The 12059-nt window shown below is 72.1% G+C and carries 12 protein-coding genes; 6 read left to right on the top strand and 6 right to left on the bottom strand.

All coding sequences use genetic code 11. The features are described 5' to 3' along the window. Nucleotides 1-363 precede the first annotated feature (363 nt). On the bottom strand, nt 364-852 hold the full coding sequence (locus AB0367_RS32715; RefSeq protein ID WP_366230350.1) for an endonuclease domain-containing protein: 489 nt from the start codon (nt 850-852) through the stop codon (nt 364-366). A gap of 212 nt (nt 853-1064) precedes the next feature. Between AB0367_RS32715 and AB0367_RS32720 the strand changes: the two genes are divergently transcribed. The 3 genes from AB0367_RS32720 (at nt 1065) to AB0367_RS32730 (ending at nt 3974) form a co-directional block, all read left to right on the top strand. Next, complete coding sequence (locus AB0367_RS32720) at nt 1065-2447, top strand: hypothetical protein (RefSeq protein WP_366230351.1); 1383 nt, start codon at nt 1065-1067, stop codon at nt 2445-2447. 236 nt (nt 2448-2683) lie between these two features. Next, the gene (locus AB0367_RS32725) at nt 2684-3028 is read left to right on the top strand and encodes an RNA polymerase-binding protein RbpA (RefSeq protein WP_223092257.1); all 345 of its coding nucleotides are present in this window, start codon (nt 2684-2686) and stop codon (nt 3026-3028) included. Nucleotides 3029-3146: 118 nt separating this feature from the next. Beyond that, on the top strand, nt 3147-3974 hold the full coding sequence (locus tag AB0367_RS32730; protein ID WP_366230352.1) for a pentapeptide repeat-containing protein: 828 nt from the start codon (nt 3147-3149) through the stop codon (nt 3972-3974). A gap of 358 nt (nt 3975-4332) precedes the next feature. Here the strand turns inward: AB0367_RS32730 and AB0367_RS32735 are convergent, their stop codons facing one another. Beyond that, nucleotides 4333-5550, bottom strand: a complete 1218-nt coding sequence (locus tag AB0367_RS32735) for an acetylhydrolase (protein WP_366230353.1) — start codon at nt 5548-5550, stop codon at nt 4333-4335. A 614-nt stretch (nt 5551-6164) separates the two neighbouring features. After that, a complete protein-coding gene (locus tag AB0367_RS32740) occupies nt 6165-7751 on the bottom strand; it encodes a DUF6194 family protein (protein WP_366230354.1) in 1587 nt (528 codons plus the stop codon). A 54-nt stretch (nt 7752-7805) separates the two neighbouring features. On the opposite strand from AB0367_RS32740, the gene AB0367_RS32745 reads away from it, so the two are divergent. The 3 genes from AB0367_RS32745 (at nt 7806) to AB0367_RS32755 (ending at nt 10203) form a co-directional block, all read left to right on the top strand. Beyond that, nucleotides 7806-8531, top strand: coding sequence for a TioE family transcriptional regulator (locus AB0367_RS32745; protein ID WP_366230355.1), 726 nt, complete (start codon nt 7806-7808; stop codon nt 8529-8531). 122 nt (nt 8532-8653) lie between these two features. Next, entirely contained in the window at nt 8654-9061 is a 408-nt protein-coding gene (locus AB0367_RS32750) for a YciI family protein (RefSeq protein WP_366230356.1), read from the top strand. After that, nucleotides 9058-10203: a DUF6596 domain-containing protein gene (locus AB0367_RS32755; protein WP_366230357.1), complete on the top strand. Its 1146-nt coding sequence runs from the start codon at nt 9058-9060 to the stop codon at nt 10201-10203. Before AB0367_RS32750 ends, AB0367_RS32755 begins: the two co-directional genes overlap by 4 nt. Before the next feature lie 51 nt (nt 10204-10254). Here AB0367_RS32755 and AB0367_RS32760 read toward each other — a convergent pair whose 3' ends face one another. From AB0367_RS32760 to AB0367_RS32770, 3 genes are all read right to left on the bottom strand, one after another. Next, a complete protein-coding gene (locus tag AB0367_RS32760; protein ID WP_366230358.1) occupies nt 10255-10812 on the bottom strand; it encodes a hypothetical protein in 558 nt (185 codons plus the stop codon). Nucleotides 10813-10902: 90 nt separating this feature from the next. After that, nucleotides 10903-11535: a uridine kinase gene (locus AB0367_RS32765; protein ID WP_366230359.1), complete on the bottom strand. Its 633-nt coding sequence runs from the start codon at nt 11533-11535 to the stop codon at nt 10903-10905. Further along, on the bottom strand, nt 11532-12047 hold the full coding sequence (locus AB0367_RS32770) for an FxsA family protein (RefSeq protein WP_366230360.1): 516 nt from the start codon (nt 12045-12047) through the stop codon (nt 11532-11534). Before AB0367_RS32770 ends, AB0367_RS32765 begins: the two co-directional genes overlap by 4 nt. Nucleotides 12048-12059: the final 12 nt, after the last annotated feature.

Below are 12059 nucleotides of genomic sequence, written 5' to 3' on the forward strand. Positions count from 1 at the left end.
GTGACCCGAACGGGAAACCCAGCCGAGCGCCTCCGCCCAGAACCGGCCGAGCACCGAGTCGTCCCGAGCCTTGAGGTTCGCCTGCACAAGCCGCAACGCCACACCGCCCACCCTATGCCTAACCGACAAACAAGGATGAACCACGCATCCTCGGCTCAACTGGCGGTGACGGGCAGGTCGGGGACTTCGCCGAGCGGCCGAAGCCTTTGATACTCGATCGTGCGACCCGGCCACTCGCAGAGCCCGAGTTCGCCAGGGTCGACACCGACCTGCCGGGCCACGAACCGCACCGCCTCGTCCGGCGTTGGTGGCTGGTGACACGTTGCTTACCGGGGCTCCGCACCGCGGCGATACGGTGCTGGATCACCGCGGGTCGGCGCTGCCTTGCTCGCGCAACGACTCGTCCGACCCCATTTCGGCGGCATGCCCGTCCAGGTATGCCCGGACCATGTCCAGCAGGCCGGGGTTCTCCTGCACCGCCCAGGTGACCAGGTTGCACCGGTGGCAGAGCAGCTTGCGCACCGCGCCGGTGCGATGGTCACGGTCGACCGCCAGCCGCCTCGGCGCGCCGCTGCGCCCTCGTGTGGTCTCCGGCTCGCGGCAGATCGCGCACAGACCGCCCTGCGCCGTGAGCATGCGGTCGTACTCCGCGGGCGTGAGGTTGTACTTCTCCCGAAGGACTTGCGCGTGTGAGACCCGGTCGCCGTCCTGTGTGGCGTAGCGGGCGCGCTTGTCCTGAAGGATGCACGCCTTGCATGGTCGTCGCGGCGCCGTCGTGTGCGGCAGGTTGTAGAACGCGTCGCGCGGCTTCGTCTCTCCGCACCGCCGGCAGTGCACGAGCTGCTCAGTCACTGCTGCACCATACAGCTCATATGCTGGCACCCCATAATGACAGTTATGGTGTATGCCTCGATTTCCCCGCCGAAGCGCTCCGCCGTGCCGTCCGGTCGGATTATCGAATTATCGGTAATAGCAATTCGGTAATCCGGTGCTTCGCATCGAGCTGCGGCTCCGCGCCGGCGACGCGGCCAACGTGGGGCGCGGCGTCGCCTACGCTGTGCCCCGTGACTGAGTCTCGTATCGACGTGCGGCTCGACGCCAATGAGCACCCGGCCGCGGAGTGGACGGTCGAGGAGCGCACCGGCGACGACCGGCCGTGCGGCTACTGCGGCCGGCCCGTCCCGCAGCGCAATGCCGCAGGACGGCCGTTCCGGTACTGCCGCGACAACGACGGCGAATGCCAGCGCAACGCCCGCAACGCGCGGATGCGGCAGCGCACATCGCCGGGGCTGACCGGACAGGTCGCCCGGGCGTTCGAGATCGCGGAGCGGCTCGATCAGGCGCTGAGCGACCTCGTCGACGCCCTGCACGCCGAGGTCTCCCCCGCCGGGATCGAACGCCAGGTCGCCGAGGCCCGGGCGGAGGCCGCGGCGGGGCTGGTCGCCGCGCACGCCGAACGCGACGACGCGCGCGAGGAGACCCGCAAGGCACGGGCGGCGCTGCAGGACGCCCGTGCCGACGCGGCCAGGATGCGCGCGGAGGCCGACGACTCTCACGCCCTGGCGATGCAGGCCCGCGGCGAACTGCTGCAGGCGCAGGCCGACCTGCAGACGGCCCAGGACGAGACCGAGCACGTCCGCGGCGAGAGCATCGCCGAACTCGCCGAGGCCAAGCAGCGTTTCGACGCGGCCGAGGAACGCGCCCGGCGCGCCGCCTCGGACGCGGAGGCCAAGGTGAGCGCGGCGGAGCAGCGCGCCGAACGGCGGGTGGCCGACGCACACGCCGCCGCGGCGGCGAGCGTCACCCAGGCCCGAGCCGACGCCGACCAGGCGGTCACCGAGGCGCAGGCGGCCGCGGCGGCGACCGTCGCCGAGGCCCGGGCCGCGGCCGACCGCATGGCCACGGACGTCCGCGCCGCCGCCGACCGGTCGGTGACCGAGGCGCGCGCCGACGGCGACCGCAGGGTCGCGCAGGCGCAGACCGCGGCCGACGAGGCGATCGCGGCGGCCCGCGCGGCCGCGGAGCAGGCGATCACGCAGTTCCAGGAGGCCGTCGACAGCGCCGCCGCGGAGCGTGACGCGGCCCGCCGGGAGGCCGCGACGGAGTCGGCGCTGCGGGCCGAGGCGTACCGGGAACGCGACGCCGCCCGCGACCTCGCGGGCAGCGCGCTGCGTGAGCGCGACGTCGCGCATACTGCGGTGGAGCGGGCGCTGCGCGAAGGCGCAGAGACCGAGAGCAGGCTGCAACGGCGCCTCGACGCCGAGGGAGCGCGCGCCGCGGCGGCGGAGGCCGGGCTGATCTCGGCACGTGAGGAGTTGGTGCGGCTACGGGCCGAGGCCGACCGGGCGCACGGCTGGGCGGACGACCTCCGCGGACAGGTGACGCAGCTCACCGCCGTTGTCACCCGGCTCACCGCCACCGCAGGCGCCGCACCCGCCGGCGGGTGATAACGGTCAACCTCCAGGGTGACCTGCCGAAACTCCGTCGGGTGAAACGCGCCACGAACTGGCCCAGTTGGTCGATCGTTGAAACCCAACGTAAAATCAGGGTACCGACCCGGCGACTAACCTACCGCCGTCCCGGGTAGGTCGTGTAATCTGCCCGCCCGCGACGGGAATCGTCAGACCACGTGGCGTCGTTGGTTACAACGAAGCGCAACATGATTCGAAGGGGAAGACCGACCATGGGCGAGCGCATGCTGCGCGGCAGCCGTCTCGGAGCCGTCAGCTACGAGTCCGACCGCAACACCGAGCTGGCTCCGCGTCAGACCCGCGAATACCTGTGCGCCAAGGGGCACCAGTTCGAGGTTCCGTTCGCTGTCGACGCCGAGGTCCCGATGACCTGGGAGTGCAAGTTCGACGGCAGCGTGGCCCGGCTGGTCGACGGCAGCGAGCCCGAGCAGAAGAAGGCGAAGCCGCCGCGCACGCACTGGGACATGCTGCTCGAGCGGCGCACGATCGCCGAGCTTGAGGACATCCTCAACGAGCGGCTCGAAGAGGTTCGCCTGCGCCGCGGCCGTTCCGCGTAACAGCCCGAACGTCGTCGAAAGCCCCGGCCAACCCGCCGGGGCTTTTCGCCGTCCACCGCCGGCGACGGTGTCGTGGCCGGTCGTGATGACCCGGCAGCCGGCCCGACAGGAAGACATCATGAACCCAGAGCTACGTGCCGACTGCTCCCGGTGCTTCGGGCTGTGCTGCGTCGCCCCGGCGTTCGCCCGGTCCGCCGACTTCGCGATCGACAAACCGGCCGGCCACGCGTGCCCCAACCTCGACGAGGCGTTCCGCTGCGGCATCCACACCCAGCTGCGGGAACGCGGCTTCCCCGGCTGCACCGTCTACGACTGCTTCGGCGCCGGCCAACACGTCGCCCAGGTCGTGTACGAAGGCCGCGACTGGCGTCGCGATCCGGCGTCCGCACGGCGGATGTTCGAGGTGTTCGCCGCGGTCCGCATCCTTCATGAATTGATGTGGTACCTCACCGAAGCCCGCGACCTCCCCCAGTCCACGCCGCTGCACGCGGCCCTGGATGACGCGCTGTCGACAACACAGGCGCTGCGTGACGCCGTCGATGAGCTGACCCCCGAACGCGCCGAACATCACCGAGAGCGCATCGCACCATTACTGCGCGAGGTGAGCGCAGCGGCCCGTTCCACCCGCTCGACATCACCCGGCAGGAACCTGATCGGCGCCAAGCTGCGCGGCTCGGACCTGAGGGGAGCCGACCTGCGCGGCGCGCTGCTGATCGGCGCGGACCTCCGATCCGCCGACCTGCGCGACGCGGATGTGATCGGCGCGGATCTGCGTGGCGCGAACCTCGCCGGTGCCGATCTGAGTACGTCGCTGTTCCTGATCCAGTCTCAGCTGGACTCCGCATCCGGCGACGCCACGACGAAGCTCCCGCCCCGGCTGCGCCACCCGGCGCACTGGAGCGCCGCCCAGGCCACCGCGAAGACGCGCCGCCCCCGCCGCCGGTGATGGGGGAACCGTGTCACCTGTCGCCTGCCAGTTGATGTGAGGCGCTGCCAGCGCGTCTGAGGCATCTTGCGGTCTCTGCCACTGCAGTTGAGGCACACCTTGATGGGCGGCTTCACCGAGAGCGGCTGCCGAACAAGACCGACACCCTCCGGGTGCATCGTCCCGACCTGGGTATCGGGGAGCCGGTAAGAAACGTGTCACCAGCCGCAAACCGCGGCGATCAGGGGTGGCGGAGCGGTCGGCCTGGTAGTCGGGCCACCGCGCGGCGCGCTTGGCGCACCTGCCTGACGATCTGCGGTGCGGGCCGGGCGGTCAGCCGTAGGGCGATGGCAACGGACGGCCGCCGCGGCCCTTCGCCTCAGGGGAGGTGGTACCGCACCTCGGGGAAGGCCCGGCACGGGCCTTCGAGCAGGCGCTGCCGCTGGTGGCGCAGGTGCAGGTCGAAGAAGGCGAGGGGGTACGCCTGCTGGATGCGTACCGCGCGGCCGGGGTCGAGTGTGCCGATCCAGGTCCGCAGGACCTCGTCGCTGACGCCGACCGCTGCCGCGATCTGCGGCAACAGGACTTGGTAGTCGTTGTACGCGTTGTGGACCGCGCCGTCGGCCTGGACGTTGAGCTTCCAGCCGGTCAGGTGTGACCAGAATTGGGCGACCGGCGGCTTGGCTCGGGTGTAGTCCGCGGTCATCAGCATGAACGGCCGGTCGAGATCGGTGGTGATGAGCGGTTCCATCGGGCCGTCCAGGCTCAGTCCGGCTCGCACGCGCGGGTCCATGCCCATGAGGAGGGCGGTCGCGGTCCCGCCTTTCGAGGTGCCGAACATGCCGATGCGCTGCGGATCGGGTGCGCCGCCTAGCCCGGCCGGCAGCGGCTTGCCGTCGGCGTCGGGGTTGTGGCCGGCGGCGAGACGGCCGATGCAGTCCAGTACATACGGGATGTCCAGGGCGAAGTCCCGGGCGCCCAGATAGTAGTCCCCGCGCAGCGGGGCGAGGCGTCGGCCGTCGGGGAATTCGACGAACGCGTCGTAGGTGTGGTCCACGGTGACCACCATGTACCCGTGGCTGGCCAGTTCCTGAACCACGATCGTTGTGTCGGCGCGTTGGTCGTGCGCTTCGTGTGAGAACACCACGACCGGTAGCCGGCCACCCGAGTGCCGCACCGGCGCACCCGCGTGCCCGGCGGTGATCGGGGCGGCGGCCACCGGGTCGGCCGGGATCTCGTTGAGCTGCAGCAGGGCGCGCATGAGCGGGTCGGACATCCAGACGGCCCGCGGGTACCGGGCGACGTCGCGGGCCGGGTACCAGACGCTGACCATCAGTTCGCGGTAGTGGCCCGGGCCGGCCACCGGATCCGGCCGCGACCGGTCGACCAGGTGCAGCGCGACCGTACCGATCGGGTACGGACCGGTCGGCGCGGGCAGGACCATTCGCGGCGGGCTCGAGGTGAGCGGGCGGCTGGCGGCCGGAGCCGCTTCCGCGCGCCCGGCGAGGCCGAGCGGCACGGTGAGCCCGGCGGCCAGCGCGGCGGTGATGAGGCCACGGCGGGACAGGTGTGGGCCGATCGACGGTGTGAGGGTCATGACGCCTCCTGCTGTTGACGCACCCGGTGCGCCAGGGAGCGAACGTAAGACAGCTGCCGGCGGGGATCCCAGCCGGTAGCTGTCGGATCAGTGGTCACGCCAATAGGTTTCCATAACAAACCTATTGGCGCTAGTGCCATATTGACCCTCAGGCATCACACGGACCGCGACAGGCAGCCGGCCCCGCCCGCCAGGTATGTGAGGGCGAGCGGCAGCGACGCGACTGCCATTCCACAGGCCGGCACTGTCGGGGCCAGCCCGATCCCGCCGATCGGGTGCGAGCAGCCGGAACAGAACCTGGACGAACGTTGACGGGTGCGGCGCCCGGACGCCGCGACGCCGAGGCACGTCCGGCACCCCTGGGGGTATAGCCGCGGCGGACCGGGTGGCCCGCCGCGGCTACCTCCCTGCAGTCTTCAGCCCGGAACCGGCCGCCAACCGGCGAACGGGACTAGCTCCCGGCCATCACGGTAAAGGCGAATCCGGCGCTCGTCGGACGGCGCAGCGAAATGTCACATTTGACCCGGCGCAATACCTCGTTCCTGCTGAGGCCGAGCCCTTGCGCGATGAGCCAGTCCGGGCGTACCGGTACGCTGCGGCGCTGGTCGCCGGGCTCAGTCCTGCTGGTCAGCTGCCCGGCGCGCCGCGCGCTCGTGGCGGTCGACTGCTCGGGCGTGCGCGATCGCGAGGAGCCGGTCGGTCTCGGGCAGCATCTGCGGGCCGGGCATGACGATGCTGCCGAAGCCGTACAGCGCGTAGCCCGGGTGCGGCACGAGGGTGTCCAGCCGGGCGAAGTCGAACTCGTGCCGGTGGTCTTCGAAGTCCTTGGGCGGGAAGCCGAACAGCCGCTCGAACTCGGCTCGGCCCAGGTCCAGGTTGAGGCGGAAGACGCCGGGCCGGTCGAGCTGGGAGGCGTCGTCGAAGCCGGGCACGTCGTGTTCGACGATGGTGGCGAACGGCTGGCGGCGGTCCGGTCCGACGTAGAAGAACCGGTCGCCCCAGGCGCCCTCGGGTGATCCGTTCTCCTCGCTCGCCACGGTCTGCTCGACGCCGGGCAGCGCGAGAATCCGGTCGGCGAGCACGGCCGCGTCGACGCCGGTCGGGATGTGCAGCACCGCGTCGGCGTGTTCGATGGTGGCCTGATCCAGCGGGAAGTAGCGGTAGTCGTGCGTTCGCTGCTCGGCCGGTGCTATCTCGGATGCCCGGACGTACCGAGGAAGAGCGGTTTCCTGCTGGAGTCCGCCTTCGTAGGTCGACGGGGCGGGCGCCTCGATGCCGAGCGCGGGGCTCGCGCCGAGGCTACCGGCGATCACCGCGTACCCCTCGCCCAGCAGCGATGCGATGATCGCGCCGGCACCGGCCCACGACACGTCCGTTCCGGCCATGGTCATCGTGCTCGAGTGGCGCTGGAGGTGCGTGTTGTGCGCGAAGACCAGTGTGGGCCCGCGGTGCGCCTCGGCCGACCGGATCGCGAGCAGGTTCTGTGCCATCAGCGCGTCCCGGACCCCGGCAAGGCGGGCGAAGCGTTCCTCCCGTGCCAGTGGTGCGGCGGCCGCGGCGTGGTAGCGCAGCAACGCGACCGCGGACGCGGCGTGGATGAACGCCGCCCGCCAGCCCTCGGCCCGCCGGTGCGCCTGGAGGTACAACTCGGTCAGCAGGTCGTCGGCGATCACCCGCAGGCGCTGGGCGTCCGCCGAGCGCCCGATCGACCTGCCCGGCTCCCAGATCGCGGCCGTATCGCTCCACCGGGCCTCGTCCCCGACCAGTTCGTCGATCTGCGCTGATCGGTCGACGTCGAGGAAGTCACACACCTGGGTGAGGTGACGCCGTGGACTCGGGGCGCCCTCGATCTCCAGCGGGGCGTCGAAGCCGTGGAACGTCAGGCGCTCGCAAGCCGGCCGCCCGGCGTTCCACTCGCGCATCCGCAGCAGCAGGTCGCGGTTGGCCGGGGCGGCGCCGAACCCGTGGCTGAACCCTTCGGCGAGCGCGCGATCGAGCGTGACGGCGGCGCCTTGGACGAACTCGTCGGCGATCAGCCCCGCGGCCCGGTCGCTCTCCAACGCGATCGACCGGTAGCCGTGCTCGGCCAGCGACATGAAGACGTCGTTGCGGATCTGGAGGAAGGCGGACTCGCCATGCGTCGGCTCACCGAGCGCGAGCAGCGCCGGCCGGACGGCAAGCAGGTCGAGAATGGATGTCATTGCATCAACCGTATCGTTGAACCAGCGGTTGAGACTTACGAGCAATGAAGCGCGGTGACAGCCACGAAACCCTCCAACCCGCAGGTACACCGACCGGTCGACCTCGCACGCCGGCACGGCCTTTCCGCGCAGGCCGTGCGCAACTACGAACGAGACGGCGTCCTGCCGCCGGCCCAGCGCAGCCCGACCGGCTACCGCCGGTTCACCGACGTACACGCCAAGGCGCTGAACGCCTACCTCGCGCTGATCGCGGGCCACGGCTACGCCGCCGGCGGCGACATCATGCGCGCCGTCAACCGGGGCGAGATCGACACCGCGTTACGCACGATCGACCACAGCCATGCCCTGCTGCAGCGCGACCGGGAGACCCTGGACACGGTCGAGACGGCGGTCACGATGCTCACCCGGACGCAGCCACCACCGCAGAGCCGCGAAGCCGTGCCGATCAGCGTGCTGGCCCACCGGCTCGGTGTACGACCCGCGACCCTGCGCAAGTGGGAACGGGCCGGGATCCTGCAGCCGGCGCGTGACCCGGCGACCGGCTACCGTGTGTACTCACCAAGTGACGTCCGCGACGCCGAACTCGCCCACCTGCTACGCCGCGGCGGGTACCGGCTCGACCACATCGCCGCCGTGCTGCGCCGGGTGCGCGACGCTGGCGGCGCCGAACCGCTCGCCGCGTCGCTGCGCCAGTGGCGGGAACAGCTCACCGCGCGTGGCCGGGCCATGCTCACCGGCGCCGCCCGGCTCGCCGAGTACATCGACGCCGGCACAGGCTGATCGGGCGATGTTGCGCAAGTCTGCGGGAAAGTTGTCGTCGGGGTGTCGAGAATGCGGCCCCGGCTCCGTCCCAGGGACGTGGGTGGCCACGACGGGCCGCGTGACGATGAAGGAGCACCACCATGAAGTACCTGCTGCTCAAGCACTACCGGGGTGGCCCGGCCCCCGCGGTCGACTGGGTGCCGATGGACCGATGGACGCCGCAGGAGGTCGACGCGCACATGCAGTACATGCGTGACTTCGCGGCCCGTCTGGAGGAGTCGGGTGAATACGTCGACGGTCAGGCGCTGGCGCCCGAGGGCGCGTTCGTGCGGTATGACGGCGAGGGGCGCCCGCCGGTGACCGATGGCCCGTTCGCCGAGACCAAGGACCTCATCGCCGGCTGGATGGTCATCGACGTGGGGTCCTGGGATCGTGCGGTCCAGCTGGCCGGGGAGCTGTCCGCCGCTCCCGGGGCCGGTGGCGAGCCGATCCACGAGTGGCTCGAGGTGCGTCCGTTCCTCACCGAGCCGCCCACGGTCACCGAGTGAACGAGTCGCTGCTGCGGGAGCTCGTGCCCGCGGTGATCGGTGTCCTCGTCCGGCGCGGAGCCGACTTCGCGTCGGCCGAGGATGCTGTGCAGGAGGCTCTGATCCGGGCGCTGGAGACGTGGCCGGACGATCCACCGCGCGATCCGAAGGCGTGGCTCGTCGCGGTCGCGTGGCGGAAGTTCCTCGACACCGCCCGTGCCGAGGCGTCGCGGCGGGGGCGGGAACTCGCCGTGGAGGTCGAGCCTCCCGCCGGTCCGGCGCCCGCCACGGACGACACGCTGCGGCTGTACTTCCTGTGCGCGCACCCCACCCTGCCGCGGGCCTCGGCGGTCGCCCTGACGCTGCGCGCAGTCGGTGGCCTGACCACCCGGCAGATCGCGGCGGCATACCTCGTCCCCGAGGCGACCATGGCGCAGCGGATCAGCCGGGCCAAGCGGCGGATCGCGGGGCTGCCGCTGGCCCAGCCCGGCGATCTCGGGACGGTGCTGCGCGTGCTGTACCTCGTCTTCAATGAGGGGTACGGCGGGGATGTCGACCTGGTGGCCGAGGCGATCCGCCTGACCCGCCAGCTCGTCGCCTTGACCGGCGAGCCCGAGGTCGCGGGGCTGCTCGCGCTGATGCTGCTGCACCATGCGCGGCGCGCGTCTCGCACCGGTCCGGGAGGTCGCCTGGTGCCGCTTGGTGAGCAGGACCGATCACGCTGGGACACCGGCCTGATCAGCGAGGGGGTGATGATGCTGCAGGCCGCGCTGGCCCGCGACCGGCTGGGTGAATACCAGGCACAGGCCGCGATCGCGGCCCTGCACGCGGATGCCCGCAGCGCCGCCGAGACGGACTGGGTGCAGATCGTGGAGTGGTACGACGAATTGCTGCGCCTCACCGGCAGTGCGGTGGTGCGGCTCAACCGCGCGGTGGCGGTCGGCGAGGCCGACGGACCGCGGGCCGGCCTGGCGGCGCTCGCCGGTTTGAGCCCCGAGCTGCCCCGTTACGCCGCGGTGACGGCATACCTGCACGAACGCGCCGGCGACCTTGAACACGCCGCCGAGTTGTACACCGAGGCGTCCCGCGCCGCGACCAGCGTGCCGGAGCGCGACCACCTCACTCGAGAGGCCGCACGGGTGCGGCAGCTGCTGCGGCCGTGACTACTCAGATGCGTCGTGCCGGGCGGGCAGCCTGGTCCGGGCGGCGGGTGGTCAGGTGACGGCGCGGGACGTGTCCAGCTGCTGGATGACGGGGCCGATGAGGTCGGACAGGTCACGGACGAGCACGGCGACCGCGCGCTGCGCCGACGCGGCGACGTCGCGCGGGTCGGCGCCGGTGTCGGGGGCGGCGGGGAGCCCTTCCAGCGGTAGCGGCGCCTCGACGAGCAGGGTGGCGCGCAGGTGCGGGTTGCGGCTGACGTCCCGGTCGGTGGGCTGGACGAACTGCCCGAACAGCTCCGGCCAGCCGCGCCAGCCCCGGTCGCGCCACCAGGCGCGGGTGGCGGTGAGCTCGGCGGGCAGCGGGGAGACGAGCTCGACACGGGCGGTGAGGCCGCCGTCGAAGGGGTTGCGCACGCAGGCCGCGGACAGCACGCGGCGGTGCCAGCGGACGTATCCGGGGTCGAGGGCGGGCGGCGTGGCGAACGCCCAGGCGGTACAGGCGAACGCGACGGGGGCGATGTCGCCGAGGCTGTCGGCGAACGCGTTCTGCGCGGTAAGGACCAGCTCGTGGTACCGGTCGTGGTCGCGGTCCAGCCAGAACGTCTTCACCGCTGCGACGGTATCCCGCCGAGGTGCTCCTGCCCGTCCTTTCCGCGCACAGCCGAACCCGCGGGCCGCGGCGGTGGCACCACCCAGGCCCTAACCGATCGAGGTGACGACGGCCGGATGTCGCGGATCGTCGGCCCGCACGACGAGATCGGCCTGGTACTGCGGCATGACCTCGTCCCGGTAGCGGTCGAACGCCGGCAGCGTCCACGCCAGGTCGGCGGGGGTCCGCCGGGCCAGCGCCGCGGGGCTCTGCGTCAGGTGCACGGCAACGTCGAAGTCGAGCCCGGCGCCGAGCAGGAACACGCCGGAGACCACGACGACGGCGTGCGCCGGGAGCTGGACGTAGGCGGCCCGGGTGGCCCGGTCCGTGGCCGGGTCCCACAGCGACGGCAGGACGCGGCCGGTGCCGCCGGGCCCGGCGGGGGCGAGCACCTCACGGGTGAGGGCACGCAGGTCGAGCCAGTCCTCGTAGTACGCGTCGGGGTTGGTCTTGCCACGCTCGTAGCGCAGCGACGCGGCGCGCAGGAACCCGCCGGCGGGGACGTGCAGCACGGGTGTCCCGGCGTCGCGCAGGACACCGGTGAGCGTGCCGGCGAGGAGGCCGGTGCCGGCGGTGGGTGCCCCGTCGACGGCGACGCGGGCGGGATGCTCGCCGGCGGCGGCGAGGGCGCGGGCGGCGAGGTCCTCGGCGAGGGCCGGGACGCTGACCGGGTCGGCCTTCACCGCTGGTGCGGGTGCGGGTCGACGATCTCACCTTCGACGATCTCGCCGTCGACGGTGCCGGCGCCGGGCCGGGCCGCCGGCGGCGGGGTGGTGCGTTCGGCGTGGACGATGCGGGGGCCGAACAGGTCACCGGCGGCGGCCGGGGAGATGCGGCGTTCGGCGACGCGGCGCACCCGCCGGCCCGTGTACGCGCGCACGGGCGGGGCGAGCAGCAGCAGCCCGGCGGCGGCGGTGACGAATCCGGGCACGATGAGCAGCAACGCGCCGATCAGGCCGGTGAGCCCGTCGGACACCTCGCCACCGGCGGGCCGGCCTTCAGCGAGGGCGTCGCGGAAGCCGCTCCAGGCGCGGACACCCTCGCGTTTGACGAGCATCGCGCCGATGAGCATGGTGGCCAGGCCGATGAGCACCGCCCACGCCCAGCCGATCGCATGCGCGACCAGCACGAACACGGTGATCTCGACGACCACGAGGGCGAACGCGCCGATCGTCGCCCAGCCGAGCCCTCGCATGTGCCGCCTCCT

Source organism: Dactylosporangium sp. NPDC051484 (genome assembly GCF_040689395.1).
GTDB lineage: Bacteria > Actinomycetota > Actinomycetes > Mycobacteriales > Micromonosporaceae > Dactylosporangium.